General features: G+C 66.8%; 11 protein-coding genes. 5 read left to right on the plus strand and 6 right to left on the minus strand.

Features of this window, described 5'->3' with window-relative positions; all coding sequences use genetic code 11:
• Positions 1-363 precede the first annotated feature (363 nt).
• From O6P39_RS25390 to gshA, 3 genes are all read left to right on the plus strand, one after another.
• Positions 364-2700 (plus strand): Tex family protein, encoded by a 2337-nt coding sequence (locus O6P39_RS25390; protein ID WP_275609123.1) that lies wholly within the window; start codon positions 364-366, stop codon positions 2698-2700.
• A 9-nt stretch (positions 2701-2709) separates the two neighbouring features.
• Positions 2710-3099 carry a PaaI family thioesterase gene (locus tag O6P39_RS25395; RefSeq protein ID WP_275609124.1) on the plus strand — a complete coding sequence of 130 codons (390 nt, stop codon included), beginning with the start codon at positions 2710-2712 and terminating at the stop codon, positions 3097-3099.
• Positions 3100-3263: 164 nt separating this feature from the next.
• Positions 3264-4850 (plus strand): glutamate--cysteine ligase, encoded by a 1587-nt coding sequence (gshA, locus tag O6P39_RS25400; RefSeq protein WP_275609125.1) that lies wholly within the window; start codon positions 3264-3266, stop codon positions 4848-4850.
• 85 nt (positions 4851-4935) lie between these two features.
• Here the strand turns inward: gshA and argA are convergent, their stop codons facing one another.
• Both argA and argE read right to left on the minus strand, forming a co-directional pair.
• Complete coding sequence (gene argA / locus O6P39_RS25405; protein ID WP_275609126.1) at positions 4936-6234, minus strand: amino-acid N-acetyltransferase; 1299 nt, start codon at positions 6232-6234, stop codon at positions 4936-4938.
• Positions 6235-6388: 154 nt separating this feature from the next.
• Positions 6389-7540 (minus strand): acetylornithine deacetylase, encoded by a 1152-nt coding sequence (gene argE / locus O6P39_RS25410; protein ID WP_275609127.1) that lies wholly within the window; start codon positions 7538-7540, stop codon positions 6389-6391.
• A 175-nt stretch (positions 7541-7715) separates the two neighbouring features.
• Between argE and O6P39_RS25415 the strand changes: the two genes are divergently transcribed.
• Both O6P39_RS25415 and O6P39_RS25420 read left to right on the plus strand, forming a co-directional pair.
• Complete coding sequence (locus tag O6P39_RS25415) at positions 7716-9080, plus strand: inorganic triphosphatase (RefSeq protein ID WP_275609128.1); 1365 nt, start codon at positions 7716-7718, stop codon at positions 9078-9080.
• Positions 9081-9138: 58 nt separating this feature from the next.
• A complete protein-coding gene (locus O6P39_RS25420; RefSeq protein WP_275609129.1) occupies positions 9139-10923 on the plus strand; it encodes a GspE/PulE family protein in 1785 nt (594 codons plus the stop codon).
• A 211-nt stretch (positions 10924-11134) separates the two neighbouring features.
• On the opposite strand, the gene lgt is transcribed toward O6P39_RS25420, so the two are convergent.
• The 4 genes from lgt to O6P39_RS25440 all read right to left on the minus strand — a co-directional run bounded on the left by lgt (position 11135) and on the right by O6P39_RS25440 (position 15188).
• Complete coding sequence (gene lgt / locus O6P39_RS25425; protein ID WP_275609130.1) at positions 11135-11935, minus strand: prolipoprotein diacylglyceryl transferase; 801 nt, start codon at positions 11933-11935, stop codon at positions 11135-11137.
• 19 nt (positions 11936-11954) lie between these two features.
• Positions 11955-12737 carry a sulfite exporter TauE/SafE family protein gene (locus O6P39_RS25430; RefSeq protein ID WP_275609131.1) on the minus strand — a complete coding sequence of 261 codons (783 nt, stop codon included), beginning with the start codon at positions 12735-12737 and terminating at the stop codon, positions 11955-11957.
• Between the two features lie 76 nt (positions 12738-12813).
• Complete coding sequence (gene traF / locus O6P39_RS25435) at positions 12814-13353, minus strand: conjugative transfer signal peptidase TraF (RefSeq protein WP_275609132.1); 540 nt, start codon at positions 13351-13353, stop codon at positions 12814-12816.
• Positions 13350-15188: a type IV secretory system conjugative DNA transfer family protein gene (locus tag O6P39_RS25440; RefSeq protein ID WP_275609133.1), complete on the minus strand. Its 1839-nt coding sequence runs from the start codon at positions 15186-15188 to the stop codon at positions 13350-13352. Before O6P39_RS25440 ends, traF begins: the two co-directional genes overlap by 4 nt.
• Positions 15189-15208: the final 20 nt, after the last annotated feature.

Consider the following 15208-nt stretch of genomic DNA (forward strand, 5'->3'; position numbering starts at 1 on the left):
GACTCCCAGAATCTGATTCGGCGGGCATTATCGCCCAGCCGCCGCACATCACGGCTTGTCCATTGTTAGCAGATTTTTCCCCGACCAGCCGCCCACCCCGCGAAATTGTCGTGGGTATAATGCGGCGCTTTTGCGGCGGGGCGTTGTCACAGAGCCTGTCCGAAGGCCGGGGCCTCCGGTCCGGGCGCTCTGTTATGAGCCTGCTTCATGATCTCGCGAGCTAGAGCAGAACAAGGCGAGGGCAGCTGAAAAAGCGGAGTTGACTGCAGTCAATGAGCATTTTTTCAGCTGCCCTCAACGCAGTTATGCCGACGCGCAGCAGATCAGGCGCCCCGTATTTCGATTGTTTTGTCAGGTGGATTTATGGACAGCATCAACACCCGTATCGCCGAAGAGCTTTCCGCACTGCCCTCCGGCCGCGTTCAACCGCAGCAAGTCGCCGCTGCCGTCGCCCTGCTCGATGAAGGCTCCACCGTCCCCTTCATCGCCCGTTACCGGAAAGAAGTCACCGGCAGCCTGGACGACACCCAGCTGCGCATGCTCGAAGAGCGCCTGCGTTACCTGCGCGAACTGGAAGACCGCCGTGGCGCGATCCTCGCCAGCATCGAGGAACAGGGCAAGCTGACCCCGGAACTGGCCCGCGAGATCAAGCTCGCCGACACCAAGACCCGCCTCGAAGACCTTTACCTGCCCTATAAGCAGAAGCGCCGCACCAAGGGCCAGATCGCCCTGGAAGCCGGCCTGGGCGAGCTGGCCGACGCGCTGTTCGCCGACCCGACCCTGACCCCGGAAACCGAAGCCGCGCGCTTCGTCGATGCCGAGAAAGGCTTCGCCGATACCCGCGCCGTGCTCGAAGGCGCCAAGTACATCCTCATGGAGCGCTTCGCCGAGGACGCCACCCTGCTGGACCGCCTGCGCGGCTTCCTCAAGGACAACGCCACCCTCACCGCGCGCATGGTGCCGGGCAAGGAAACCGAAGGCGCCAAGTTCAGCGACTACTTCGAGCACGACGAGCCGCTGAAGAACGCCCCGTCGCACCGCGCCCTGGCGATCTTCCGCGGCCGCAACGAAGGCGTGCTGAGCGTCGCCCTGAAGGTCGGCGAGGAGCTGCCGGGCACCGCGCATCCGTGCGAAACCATGATCGGCGAGCGCTTCGGCATCAGTAACCAAGGCCGCGCCGCCGACAAGTGGCTGTCCGAAGTGGTGCGCTGGACCTGGAAGGTCAAGCTCTACACCCACCTGGAAACCGACCTGCTGGGCGAGCTGCGCGAAGGCGCCGACGCCGAGGCGATCAACGTCTTCGCCCGCAACCTGCACGACCTGCTGCTGGCCGCCCCGGCCGGCCCGCGCGCCACCCTGGGCCTGGACCCGGGCCTGCGCACCGGCGTGAAGGTCGCCGTGGTCGATGCCACCGGCAAGCTGCTGGACACCGCCACCGTCTACCCGCACGCGCCGAAGAACCAGTGGGATCAGACCATCGCCGTGCTCGCCGCGCTGTGCGCCAAACACCAGGTGGAGCTGATCGCCATCGGCAACGGTACCGCCAGCCGCGAGACCGACAAGCTGGCCGCCGAGCTGATCAAGAAATACCCAGCGCTCAAGTGCACCAAGATCATGGTCAGCGAGGCCGGTGCCTCGGTGTACTCCGCATCGGAGCTGGCTGCGAAGGAATTCCCGGAACTGGACGTGTCGCTGCGCGGCGCCGTTTCCATCGCCCGCCGCCTGCAGGACCCGCTGGCGGAGCTGGTGAAGATCGAGCCGAAGTCCATCGGTGTCGGCCAGTACCAGCACGACGTGTCCCAGCTGCAGCTCGCGCGCAGCCTGGACGCGGTGGTGGAAGACTGCGTGAACGCCGTGGGCGTGGACGTCAACACCGCTTCCGCCGCCCTGCTGGCGCGCATCTCCGGCCTCAACAGCACCCTGGCGCAGAACATCGTCGCGCACCGCGACGCCAACGGCGCCTTCAAGACCCGTGACGATCTGCGCAAGGTCAGCCGCCTGGGCGACAAGACCTTCGAACAGGCCGCCGGCTTCCTCCGCGTGATGAACGGCGACAACCCGCTGGACGCCTCCGCGGTGCACCCGGAAACCTACCCGCTGGTGCAGCGCATCGCCGCCGACACCGGCCGCGACGTGCGCTCGCTGATCGGCGACTCGGCCTTCCTCAAGCGCCTGGACCCGAAGAAGTTCACCGACGAACAGTTCGGCCTGCCCACCGTCACCGACATCCTCAAGGAACTCGACAAGCCCGGCCGCGACCCGCGTCCGGAGTTCAAGACCGCCGAGTTCCAGGAGGGCGTCGAAAGCCTCAAGGACCTGAAGCCCGGCATGGTGCTCGAAGGCGTGGTGACCAACGTCACCAACTTCGGCGCCTTCGTCGACATCGGCGTCCACCAGGACGGCCTGGTGCACATCTCCGCGCTGTCGGAGAAGTTCGTCAAGGACCCGTACGAAGTGGTCAAGGCCGGTGACATCGTCAAGGTGAAGGTCATGGAAGTGGACATCCCGCGTAACCGCGTCGGCCTGTCCATGCGCATGAGCGACACCCCCGGCGAGAAGGTCGAAGGTCCGCGCGGCGGCGGTCGTCCGCAGGGCGGCCAGCGTCCCGATCGTGGCGCCCCGCGCCAGCAGGAGAAGGCCCCGGCGAACAACGCCATGGCCTCGCTGTTCGCCAACGCCAAGCAACTGAAGAAGAAGTAAGGAAGGTCCATGAGCGAGATGCCCGCCCGCGAGCTGATGATCAGCCGCTTCAGCGAAACCATCGGCGTGCAGCCGGTGCGCGTCGCCGACGGCGAAGCCGAGGTGCTGCTGCCGATGGCCGAGCACCTGCGCAATCGCGGCAACGTCATGCACGGCGGCGCACTCTTCACGCTGATGGACATGACCATGGGCCTGGCCTGCTCCAGCGCCCATGGGTTCGACCGGCCGAGCGTCACCCTGGAATGCAAGATCAACTACATCCGTGCGGTCGCCGAAGGCGAGGTGCGCTGTGTGGCCAAGGTCCTGCACGCCGGGCGGCGCTCGCTGGTGGTCGAGGCCGACATCCACCAGGGCGACAAGCTGGTCGCCAAGGGACAAGGCACCTTCGCCCAGCTGTAACTGGCACCGCGACATCTGACCTATGCTGGACGCCGGAGCCCGGAATCACGGGCGCCGGCGCTGCGTCTGTACAAGCCAGGCGACAACGCCGGTTGTGTTCTCCCCTTGTAGACCGCCCAGTCCACCCCCATAGTGGGGCGACTGCCGTGTGAAGGACTTCCAACTTGAGCGACCAACTCTCCCGCCGCCTGGCTCTGCTCGGCGATGCTGACAACCTGTCCCTGCTCACCCAGTGCCTGCACGGTATCGAGCGCGAATGCCTGCGCGTCGACGAGCACGGCAAGCTGGCGCTGACCCCGCATCCGCGCGCCCTGGGCTCGGCCCTGACCAACCCGCAGATCACCACCGACTACTCCGAGTCGCTGCTGGAGTTCATCACACCGACCGCCAGCAGCGTCGAACAGACCCTGGACGATCTGGGCGAAATCCACCGCTTCGCCTACCAGAAGCTCGACGGCGAATACCTGTGGAGCCCGTCGATGCCCTGCGAGCTGCCGGATGAAGAGACCATCCCGATCGCCCGCTACGGCAGCTCCCACATCGGCCGCCTGAAGTACGTCTACCGCAAGGGTCTGGCCCTGCGTTACGGCAAGACCATGCAGTGCATCGCCGGCATCCACTACAACTTCTCCCTGCCCGAAGGGCTGTGGGAACTGCTGCACGAGGAAGAAGGCAGCGAGAAGAGCGTGCGTGACTACCAGTCGCACCGCTACATCGCGATGATCCGCAACTTCCGCCGCTACAGCTGGCTGCTGATGTACCTGTTCGGCGCCTCCCCGGCCTTGGACGCCGGCTTCCTGCGCGGCCGCCCGCACGGCCTGGAGTCCTTCGACGAGCACACCCTGTACCTGCCCTACGCCACCAGCCTGCGCATGAGCGACCTGGGCTACCAGAACAACGCCCAGGCGGGCCTGACGCCCTGCTACAACGATCTGGACAGCTACATCGACAGCCTGCGCCGCGCGGTCAGCACGCCCTATGCGCCGTACGAGAAGGTCGGCACCAAGGTCAACGGCGAGTGGGTGCAACTCAACACCAACATCCTGCAGATCGAGAACGAGTACTACTCGAGCATCCGCCCCAAACGCGTCACCTACACCGGCGAACGCCCGATCCAGGCGCTGATGGCCCGTGGCGTGCAGTACGTCGAGGCACGCTGCCTGGACATCAACCCCTTCCTGCCGCTGGGCATCGACCTCGCCGAAGCGCGCTTCCTCGACGCCTTCCTGCTTTTCTGTGCCCTCTCCGACAGCCCGCCGCTGGGCGGCTGCGAGTGCGGCGCGGCCACCAGCAACTTCCTCAAGGTGGTCAAGGAAGGCCGTCGCCCCGGCCTGAAACTGGAGCGCGGCGGCCAGCAGGTGGAGATGAAGGAGTGGGCGAACGGTCTGCTCGACGCCATCGCGCCGATCATCGAACTGCTCGACCGCGCCCGCGGTGGCAGCCTGCACGCGCAGAGCCTGGCCGAACAGCGCGCCAAGGTTGCCGACGCCTGCCTGACGCCCTCGGCGAAGGTGCTGGCGGAAATGCGCGAACGCGGCGAGAGCTTCGAAGCCTTCGCCCTGCGCTACAGCTGCCAGCACGCCGCGACCCTGCGCGCGCAGCCGCTGTCCGCCGAGGAGCAGGCACGCTTCGAGGATATGGCCAGCCAGTCGTTGCAGGAACAGGCGGAACTGGAAGCGCAACCCGAGGGCGACTTCGACACCTTCGTCGCCGCCTACCAGGCGAGCATCCTGGGGCTGCTCAGCGTCTGATCTGAGTGCACAGCCGCGCAGAACGAAAAAGAGGCCCTCGGGCCTCTTTTTCATTTCCGCGCCACAGCGCCCTACGAAAAGCGCCTTACAGGCTCTTCTCGAAGACCTGCGAATTGCGCTGGTAGTTGTACAGCGAAGCGCGCGCCGCCGGCAGGCGCTCAACGCTGCTGGGCTGGAAGCCGCGCTCGCGGAACCAGTGAGCGGTGCGGGTGGTGAGTACGTAGAGGGTTTTCAGGCCCAGGTTGCGCGCGCGCTGCTCGATGCGCTCGAGCAGGTCGTCGCCGCGTCCGCCGTGGCGGTATTCCGGATTCACCGCCAGGCACGCCAACTCGCCGGCGTCGGAATCGGCGATCGGGTAGAGCGCCGCGCAGGCGATGATCAGCCCTTCGCGCTCGACGATGCTGAACTGCTCGATCTCGCGCTCCAGCACTTCGCGGGAGCGGCGCACCAGGATGCCTTGTTCTTCCAGCGGGCGGATCAGCTCAAGCAGGCCGCCGACATCCTCGATGCCCGCCTCGCGCAACTGCTCGAATTGCTCCTGGGCCACCAGGGTGCCGTTGCCGGTGCGGGTGAACAGCTCGGACAGCAGCGAACCATCCTCGGTGTAACTGACGATGTGGCTGCGCCGCACGCCGGCCCGGCAAGCCTGGGCGGCGGCATCGAGCAGCTCGCCCTGGTAGCTCGCACCGAGTCGCTCCAGATGCGCCGGCACCTGCTGCGGGCGCAGTTCGCGCACCAGCTTGCCGGCGTCGTCCATCAGGCCACGTTCGGCTCCGTAGAGGATCAGCTTGTCCGCGCCGAGGTCGATGGCCGCGCGCATGGCCACGTCCTCGCAGGCGAGGTTGAAGATTTCCCCGGTGGGCGAGTAGCCCAGGGGCGAAAGCAGCACGATGCTGCGTTCGTCGAGCTGGCGGTTGATGCCCTTGCGGTCGATCCGGCGGACTTCGCCGGTGTGGTGGTAGTCGATGCCATCGACCACACCGATGGGACGCGCAGTGACGAAGTTGCCGGAGGTCACGCGCATGCGCGAGCCCTGCATGGGCGAGGCGGCCATGTCCATGGACAGGCGCGCTTCGATGGCGATGCGCAGGCTGCCCACCGCGTCGATCACGCAGCCCAGGGTCGGCGCGTCGGTGACCCGCAGGCCACGGTGGAAGCGCGGTGCCAGTCCATGGGAAGCCAGGCGTGCCTCGATCTGCGGGCGCGAGCCGTGCACCAGTACCAGGCGCACGCCCAGGCTGTGCAGCAGCACCAGGTCATGGACGATATTGCCGAAGTTGGGGTCTTCGACGCCTTCACCGGGGAGCATCACCACGAAGGTGCAGTCCCGGTGCGAGTTGATGTAGGGCGAAGCGTGGCGCAGCCAGTTGACGTAGTCGTGCATTGCTTGAAAAGCCTGTCGTGCGGGTGGGCGGAAAGCTGTCGAGTGCGGCCGGGGTCCGGCCAGGGCGGCGCGGTTATCGTCGTCGCATGTACATCGACAGGTTTCTCCTCTTGGGTACGTTGGGCCCGTTATCCGGGCGCTCTACAGGCAAGTTTCACAAACAATAGTGACGGATCAGGCCGCGCAGCAATTCCACGGTTGGCTCGATACGTTCCAGGGCAAGGTGCTCGTCCGGCTGGTGGGCGCAGGCGATGTCGCCGGGGCCGAGCACCAGGGTCTGGCAGCCGAGCTGCTGAAGATACGGTGCTTCGGTGCCGAAGGCTACCGCTTCCGCCGAATGTCCGGTGAGACTTTCGGCGATACGCACCAGCTCGCTGTCGGCGGCCTCCTCGAAAGGCGGCACGGCCGGGAACAGCGGGCGGTAGTCGAGCTGCACCGCATGGCGCTCGGCAACCGGCCGCAGGCGCTCGCGAATGGCCTGGCGCAGGGCTTCGGGCTGCATGCCGGGCAGCGGGCGCAGGTCGAACTCCAGGGCGCATTGACCGCAGATGCGGTTGGGGTTGTCGCCGCCGTGGATGCAGCCGAGGTTGAGCGTCGGCTGCGGCACGCTGAACTGCGGGTTGGCGAACTCGCGCTGCCACTCGCCGCGCAGCACCAGCAGTTCGCCGATGGCGGCGTGCATGGCCTCCAGCGCGCTGTGGCCCAGGCTCGGGTCGGAGGAATGGCCACTCTGTCCGACGATGTCGATGCGTTCCATCATCACGCCCTTGTGCAGGCGGATCGGCTTGAGACCGGTCGGCTCGCCAATCACCGCGGCCCGTCCCAGCGGCTGTCCGGCGGCCGCCAGCGCGCGGGCGCCGGCCATGGAGCTTTCCTCATCGCAAGTGGCGAGCAGGATCAGCGGTTGCTTGAGCGGCTGTTTCCGGGTGTGGTCCAGCAGGGGCAGAACGGCTTCGATGGCCAGGGCGAAGAAACCCTTCATGTCGCAGGCGCCCAGGCCGAACCAGCGCCCATCGCGCTCGTCCAGGCGCAGCGGGTCGCTGCTCCACAAGGCTTCGTCATAGGGCACGGTGTCGGTATGCCCAGCCAGCACCAGCCCGCCGGGGCCGCTGCCCAGCACGGCAATCAGGTTGAACTTGCCCGGCGAGACTTCCTGCAGCTCGCAGGCGAACCCCAGCTCGTCGAGCCAGCCGGCCAGCCGCTCGACCACCGGCCGGTTCGACTGGTCCAGCGCGGCCTGGGTGCAGCTCACCGACGGCAGCGCGATCAGCTCGGCAAAGCGTTGTTTCAGGGGCGGCAACGACATGGTGGTCTCCAAAGGCTTTGTTCCCACTATGGACCATGCCGGCCTGCGGTAAAACCTCGCGCCGCCCGGCAGGCACACCGAACTCCCTGTAAACTGCACACCTTTGACGTCTTTTCCGCGCCCGTCCTCAGGCTTTTCGCCAGACGGACGCAACCGCCCTGACCCGGACATCGCCATGCAGAAAGAAACCGAAATCAAATTGCGCGCCAGCCGCGAAACCCTCGACGCCCTGCGCGATCACCCGGCACTGAAGAAGCGCAACAAGTCCGGCTGGGAACCCCGCGAGCTGTTCAACCAGTACTACGACACGCCAACCCGCGAGCTGGCCCGCGCCCGCGTCGCCCTGCGCATGCGCCGCGACGGCGAGCAGTTCATCCAGACCCTGAAGACCCGCGGCCAGAGCGTTGCCGGACTGTCCGAGCGCAACGAGTGGGACTGGTATCTGGAGAAGAACAAGCTCGACCTGAAGAAACTCGACGACCAGTGCTGGCCTGCTGCCCTGGCCGACCTGGACAAGAAGCAGCTCAAGCCGATCTTCAGCACCGACTTCACCCGCCAACGCGCCGAGATCGCCTGGGGTCGCGGCAAGACCAAGGTGGTCATCGAGGCCGCGCTGGACCTGGGCAAGGTGGTCGCCGGCAAGCAGGAAGAGGAAATCTGCGAGCTGGAGCTGGAACTGCGCCAGGGCGAGCCCGCCGCGCTGCTGGAACTGGCGCTGGAGCTGGCCGCCGACCTGCCGCTGATGCCCTGCGACATCAGCAAGGCCGAGCGCGGCTACCGGCTGTTCGACCCGGCCAGCTACAGCATCCAGCCCGACACCCAGAAGCTGCTGGCGGAAACCCCGCTCGACGGCGCCTTCGCCGCGCTCGCCTGGGCGCTGCTGGGCAGCAGCCAGCGCCTGGCCGAGCAATACCGCTTCAACGGCCATTGGCGCCTGCTGGAAGACTGGCTGCGCCAGCTGATGGACCTGCGTGCGCTGCTCGGCAGCCTCGGTCAGGCCGTGCCCCGCGCCACCACCCGTGAGCTGCGCGCCGCCCTCGACGCGCTGATCGCCGACTGGCTGCCGCGCATCGAGCAGGGTCGCGATGACGAAAGCGTGCGCCAGCAGATGCCGGAGGCCTTCCGCGAGGAACTGGCCAACACCCGCTGGGGCCAGTTCTCCCTGAGCACCTCCAGCTGGCTGTTGGCCAAGGCCTGGACTGCCGGGCGTAACGAGCGCGCCAATCGCCTGGGCGGCGCGGCGGTCGGCAAGTGGCTGCTGCGCATGCTCGCCGAAGAGGCCCAGGCCATGCCGCTGCAACGCGCCCAGCAACTGCCCGAGGTGCTCGCCGACCAACTGCCGCGCCTGCAGCGCATGCTGGTCTGGCTGCGCCCGGCGCGCGGCGTGCTGGAGCTACCGGAAACCGACCGCCTGTACGGCGAGCTGGCCAAGCTGGAAGAGCTGCTGGCCGGCCCGGACGCCGAGGGTCGCCTGGATGCCCTGGCGGCCCAGGCCCATACTGTGCTGACCCTCAAGCCGTGGAAGGCGCTTTTGAAATAAGCTTCAGACGAGCTGCGTGCCCGGCCCGTAGCTCTCACCACGACCAACAGGAGTTCCGATGTCCGCCTATGCCCCATCCGCCCAGGACCGTTTGCTCGATCTGGGCGACATCCTGCGCGAACTGGTGAGCCAGGGCCGCGTGGCCCAGGATGACGCCGAGCAGTGCCTGGCGATCCGCCGCAGCGCGGTGAACAACCAGCAGCACCCGCTGGAGTTCCTCGCCGCGCAGCAGATCGAGGATCGCCAGCGCTGCGGGCGCAAGCTCGACCTCGACGCCCTGGTGCACTGGCTGGCGGACTACAGCGGACAACCCTACCTGCGCATCGACCCGCTGAAGATCGACGTCGCCGCAGTCACCCCGCTGATGTCCTACGCCTTCGCCCAGCGCCACCAGATCCTCGCGGTGGCCGTGGCGCCGGACGAAGTCACCATCGCCAGCGCGCAGCCCTTCGTGCAGGCCTGGGAAAGCAACCTCATCCACGTGCTCAAGCGCCCGATCAAGCGCGTGGTCGCCAGCCCCACCGACATCCAGCGCTTCACCGTGGAGTTCTACCGGCTGGCCAAATCGGTCAGCGGGGCGACCGCCAAGGACCAGAAGATCAGCGGCGTGGGCAACTTCGAGCAGTTGCTCAACCTGGGCGCGGCGGACCAGGAACCCGATGCCAACGACGCGCACATCGTCACCATCGTCGACTGGCTGTTCCAGTACGCCTTCCAGCAGCGCGCCAGCGATATCCACATCGAGCCGCGCCGTGAACAGGGCACGGTGCGCTTCCGCATCGACGGCGTGCTGCACAACGTCTACCAGTTCCCGCCACAGGTCACCATGGCGGTGGTCAGCCGCCTGAAATCCCTGGGCCGCATGAACGTCGCCGAGAAGCGCAAGCCGCAGGACGGCCGGGTGAAGACCAAGACCCCGGACGGCGCCGAGGTGGAGCTGCGCCTGTCGACGCTGCCCACGGCCTTCGGCGAGAAGATGGTGATGCGTATCTTCGACCCCGAGGTGCTGCTCAAGACCTTCGACCAGCTCGGCTTCTCGCCGGACGACCTGCGCCGCTGGCAGAGCATGACCAGCCAGCCCAACGGCATCATCCTGGTCACCGGCCCGACCGGCTCGGGCAAGACCACCACGCTCTACACCACGCTCAAGCAACTGGCCACCGACGAGGTGAACGTCTGCACCATCGAGGACCCGATCGAGATGATCGAGCCCTCGTTCAACCAGATGCAGGTGCAGCACAACATCGAGCTGACCTTCGCCAGCGGCGTGCGCGCCCTGCTGCGCCAGGACCCGGACATCATCATGGTCGGCGAGATCCGCGACCTGGAGACCGCCGAGATGGCGATCCAGGCGGCGCTCACCGGCCACCTGGTGCTCTCCACCCTGCACACCAACGACTCGCCCACCGCCATCACCCGTCTGCTCGAACTGGGCGTGCCCTACTACCTGATCCGCGCCACCGTGCTCGGGGTCATGGCCCAGCGTCTGGTGCGCACCCTCTGCCCGCACTGCAAGGAGCCGATGGAGCTGAACGAGGCGGACTGGCAGGAACTGACCCGGCCGTGGAACGCCCCGCTGCCGACCAACGCCCATCGCGCCGTCGGCTGCCTGGAGTGCCGCGACACCGGCTACCGCGGCCGCGCCGGGGTCTACGAGATCATGCTGCTGAGCGAAACCGTGAAGGAGCAGATCAGCGCGGATACCGACCTGATCCCGCTGCGCCGCCAGGCCTTCAAGGAAGGCATGCGCAGCCTGCGCCTGTCCGGCGCGCAGAAGGTCGCCGCCGGGCTGACCACCATCGAGGAAGTGCTCCGCGTCACGCCGCAGAGCGAACAGAAGTGAGGCCGCCCCGGCTGCGCGACGAGGCGCGCGGGTTGCCGTAGGGCGTACAACCGTTCGCGGTTGTACGCCGATACACAGGCCCCTGTCGCGGCTCCGGGGCCGATCTCGGAGCGCGCTGAAACCCAGGCCAATCGGCGTATCACGCGGAGCGTCATACGCCCTACGAAAAGCAAAAAGCCGCCCGAGGGCGGCTTTTTCATTCAGGCGAAGCTCAGTTCGCCGCCGGCTGCGCCGGTGCACGGCGGTAGGCCCAGACCATCAGCGCGATGCCACCGAGGACCATCGGCACGCACAGAACCTGGCCCATGGTCAGCCAGCCCCAGGCCAGGTAGCCCAGCTGGGCGTCCGGCACGCGGACGAACTCGACGATGAAGCGGAAGATGCCGTAGCACAGCACGAACAGGCCGGAGACCGAGGCGGTCGGGCGCGGCTTGCGGGTGAACAGCCAGAGGATGACGAACAGCGCCACGCCTTCCAGGGCGAACTGGTACAGCTGCGACGGATGGCGCGGCTCCGGGCCGCCGGTGGGGAAGACCATCGCCCACGGCACGTCGGTCACCTTGCCCCACAGCTCGCCGTTGATGAAGTTGCCGATACGTCCGGCACCCAGGCCGATCGGCACCAGCGGCGCGATCAGGTCCATCAGCTGGAAGAAGCTCTTGTTGTTGCGCTTGCCGAACCACCAGGTCGCCAGCATCACGCCGATCAGCCCGCCGTGGAACGACATGCCGCCCTTCCACACCTCGAAGATCAGCGTCGGATTGGCGATGTACTCGTCCAGGTTGTAGAACAGCACGTAGCCCAGGCGTCCCCCCAGGACCACGCCGCACGCCACCCAAAACACCAGGTCGGAGAGCTTCTCCTTGGTCCAGGTCGGGTCGAACTGGTGGAGCTTGCGCGACGCCAGCAGCCATGCACCACCGATGCCGATCAGGTACATCAGGCCGTACCAGTGGATTTTCAGCGGCCCGAGCGCGACGGCAACCGGGTCGATCTGTGGATAAGGCAGCATCCGCTTCTCCTAGCAGGAATCAGATCAGGAAACTCAGCCCCACGCTGAACAGCAGCAGGGCGAACAGGCGCTTCAGGACTTTCGCCGGCAGGCGGTGCGCCAGCCGCGCCCCGATGCGCGCGAAGAACATGCTGGCCAGGGCAATGCCCACCAGCGCCGGCAGGTAGACGAAACCGACGCTCATTTCCGGCAGCTTGGCGTTGTGCCAGCCGACGACGATGAACGATATCGCACCGGCGATGGCAATCGGCAGTCCGCAGGCGGACGAAGTCGCAACCGCCTGTTGCATGGAGACGCCACGCCAGGACAGGAAAGGCACGGTCAGCGAGCCGCCGCCGATGCCGAAGATCGCCGAGGCCCAACCGATCACCCCACCGGCGACGCCCAGGCCGACGCGCCCAGGCAGCTCGCCGCCGCCCTTGGGCTGCAGGCCCAGCGCCATCTGGATCGACACCAGGATGGCGAAGACCCCGATGATCTTCTGCAGCACGTGCCCCTGGATCTTCGAGGCGGTGAGCGCGCCCAAGGCACTGCCCACCAGGATACCCACGGTCATCCAGAGGAATAGCCGCCAGCGCACCGCGCCACGGCGGTGATGCTCGAGGACCGAGTTGGTCGAGGTGAAGATGATGGTCGCCAGCGACGTGCCGACCGCCATCTGCGTCAGTACATCGGCCGAGAAACCGTGGGCGCTGAAGCTGTACACCAGCACCGGAACGATGATCAGCCCGCCGCCGACCCCGAAAAGGCCGGCCAGCACACCGGCACAGGCGCCTAGCACCAGGTAGAGCACGAACTCCATGGGGCAACCTTCGTGGAAAAATCACCATGGTACCCAAAATGCTCGGCCGGCGGCAGACGCCGGACCGACGACCGGGCTAGTCGCGCGACCGGTTCCAGACCAGCCAGGGCCTGACCACCTCGCCCAGCTGCGTCTGCGGCACCGCACCAAAGTAACGGCCGTCGAAGGACAGCCGGCTGTAATCGGAGAGCATCAGCACCTCTCCGCTTCCCAACCGGAAGTGCTGCGCTTGCGGATGCGGCATGCTCCGACCAGCCGGGTCGCGCTGCAACGGCTGGCTACGCCGCTGCAGCTCGCCGTTGACGCTGACGCCCTCCGGGGCGATGAGCACCTCGTCCCCGGATACCGCGACCAGGCGCTTGAGCAGGCGCATGTAACCGCCCGGGCATGTCCCGCTGCTCAGGTACCCGCGCTCGTGGGCCAGTCGGAATATCTCCTGCTGCGGCGGGCAGAACAGTACCAGGTCGCCCTTTTCGGGCACCTTCTCAACCACCCAGTAGATGCCCGGTGGAAAGCTGCTGGTGGTGTTGATCCGGGCCCCGGCCAGCAGCACCAGCGGCAAGGCGCAGAAGGCCAGGATGGCCAGCGCCGCGGCCAGACTCAGCGGTCGTTTCATGCGTGCGACGCCGCCCCACGCAGGTCGATGGTGCGATCGCTTTCACGCGGCGCCGGCACCTTGGCCCGCGCCAGGAACACCGGGTCCTGGAAGTACAGCGGCTGCTTGCCGTAGAAGGCGGGATAACCGGCGCAATACACCACCATGTCGCCCGCCTCCTGGATGTTGCCCTGGCTGTCCTTGCGCGGACCGGGCATGCGCAGCGCCTCGTCGGTGGTCAGCAGCGGACGCTGGACTTCCTGGAGAGTGCGCGACACCTGGCCGAGCAGTGCGCTGGAACGCCTGCCACTGGTGGTGATCTGCTCCTTGACGATGGTGGTCTGGCCGGTGAGCTTGGACAGGTGCTCCGCCGTCTCCACCCGGTTCGGTGGATAGGCGTTCTGGATGTGGCAGTTGGAGGTGATGCTCTCGTTCTGCCCGTAGAACTCCTGCAGTTGCGACAGGTCCTGGACGATCAGGTAGCACTTGATGCCGTAGCCGGCGACGAAGGCCAGCGACTCTTGCATGATGTCCAGCTTGCCGAGGCTGGGGAACTCGTCGAGCATCATCAGCAGCCGGTGCTTGTAGTGCGCCTTGGGCCGGCCGTTCTCGAAGTCCATCTTGTCCGCCAGCAGACGCACGATCATGTTCACCAGTATCCGGACCAGCGGGCGCAGGCGCGCCTTGTCGTTGGGCTGGGTGATGATGAACAGGCTCAGCGGGTCGTCATGGTTCATCAGGTCGCGGATCTTGAACTCCGAGCGGCTGACGTTGCGCGCCACGATCGGGTCGCGGAACAGCGACAGGTAGGACTTGGCGGTGGACAGCACCGAGCCGGCCTCCTCCGCTGGGCGGTCGAGCATGTCCCGCGCGGCGGAGCCCACCAGCGGGTGGTTCTCGCCGTTGAGGTGGCCGTAGTGGGTCATCTCCTGCCAGAGCTCGGCGATCGGCCGCGAAGGGTCGGCCAGCATGGCATCCAGCGCCGGCAGGCTGGCCACGCCGCCCTCGTCCAGCGAGCGATAGCACAGGTGCAGGATGCAGCCGACCAGCATGGCCTGGGAGGTCTTCTGCCAGTGATCGTTGAGGCCCTTGCCATCCGGATCGACGATCAGGGTCGCGAGGTTCTGCACGTCGCCGACTTCAAACTCGGTGCCCAGGCGGATTTCTTCCAGAGGGTTCCAGCCCACGCAGCCCTGCGCGGTGGCCGGCTCGAAGCGCAGCACCCGGTTGCCGGCGTGCTGCTGTCGCCAGCCGGCAGTCAGGGCCCAGAGTTCGCCTTTGAGGTCGGTGATCACCGCGCTGTGCTTCCACGACAGCAAGGTCGGGATCACCAGGCCGACCCCCTTGCCGCTGCGCGTCGGGGCAAAGGTCAGGATGTGCTCCGGACCGTTGTGGCGCAGGTAGTGAAGCTTGTTGCGCTTGTCCAGCCAGGCGCCGACATAGACGCCCTCGTCGGCCAGCAGTCCGGCGTTCTCGATGTCCTTGCGCTCGCCCCAGCGCGCCGAGCCGTGGAGGAACGCATTGGCGGAGGCGGTATTGCGCTGGATCAGGCGGACGATCACCAGCGCCATCATTCCGGCGGCCGTGACCAACACGCCGAGCGAGCCGGCCCGCAGCAGCGCGTCCTGGTACTGATCCGCCCATTTTGCAGCCCAAACAAGGATCATCCAGGGCGCGTAGACACCGCCCAGGTTGCCGCCCAGCGCCGGGTGCTCGCCATACAGGTAGGCGAAGTACTGCGTGGCCGTCGCCAGCCCCGCCAGCAGGAAAAGGATTGCCAGCAAGGCCTGCCAGCCACTGCCGCCACTGCGCGCGCCCCCGCGAACCTGCGGGCCGACGGCATTGTTGTGTTTCATGGGTTCGCTCCGTGAACGAA

It is taken from the genome of Pseudomonas sp. PSE14, from assembly GCF_029203285.1.
In the GTDB taxonomy this organism is placed as follows: domain Bacteria; phylum Pseudomonadota; class Gammaproteobacteria; order Pseudomonadales; family Pseudomonadaceae; genus Pseudomonas.

Excerpts from the sequence above, each read along its gene's own strand:
- O6P39_RS25390 (WP_275609123.1), top strand. The coding sequence starts at position 364 with ATGGACAGCATCAACACCCGTATCGCCGAAGAGCTTTCCGCACTGCCC.
- O6P39_RS25430 (WP_275609131.1), bottom strand. The coding sequence starts at position 12,737 with ATGGAGTTCGTGCTCTACCTGGTGCTAGGCGCCTGTGCCGGTGTGCTG.
- argA (WP_275609126.1), bottom strand. The coding sequence starts at position 6,234 with ATGCACGACTACGTCAACTGGCTGCGCCACGCTTCGCCCTACATCAAC.
- traF (WP_275609132.1), bottom strand. The coding sequence starts at position 13,353 with ATGAAACGACCGCTGAGTCTGGCCGCGGCGCTGGCCATCCTGGCCTTC.
- O6P39_RS25440 (WP_275609133.1), bottom strand. The coding sequence starts at position 15,188 with ATGAAACACAACAATGCCGTCGGCCCGCAGGTTCGCGGGGGCGCGCGC.
- lgt (WP_275609130.1), bottom strand. The coding sequence starts at position 11,935 with ATGCTGCCTTATCCACAGATCGACCCGGTTGCCGTCGCGCTCGGGCCG.
- argE (WP_275609127.1), bottom strand. The coding sequence starts at position 7,540 with ATGTCGTTGCCGCCCCTGAAACAACGCTTTGCCGAGCTGATCGCGCTG.
- O6P39_RS25395 (WP_275609124.1), top strand. The coding sequence starts at position 2,710 with ATGAGCGAGATGCCCGCCCGCGAGCTGATGATCAGCCGCTTCAGCGAA.
- O6P39_RS25415 (WP_275609128.1), top strand. The coding sequence starts at position 7,716 with ATGCAGAAAGAAACCGAAATCAAATTGCGCGCCAGCCGCGAAACCCTC.
- O6P39_RS25420 (WP_275609129.1), top strand. The coding sequence starts at position 9,139 with ATGTCCGCCTATGCCCCATCCGCCCAGGACCGTTTGCTCGATCTGGGC.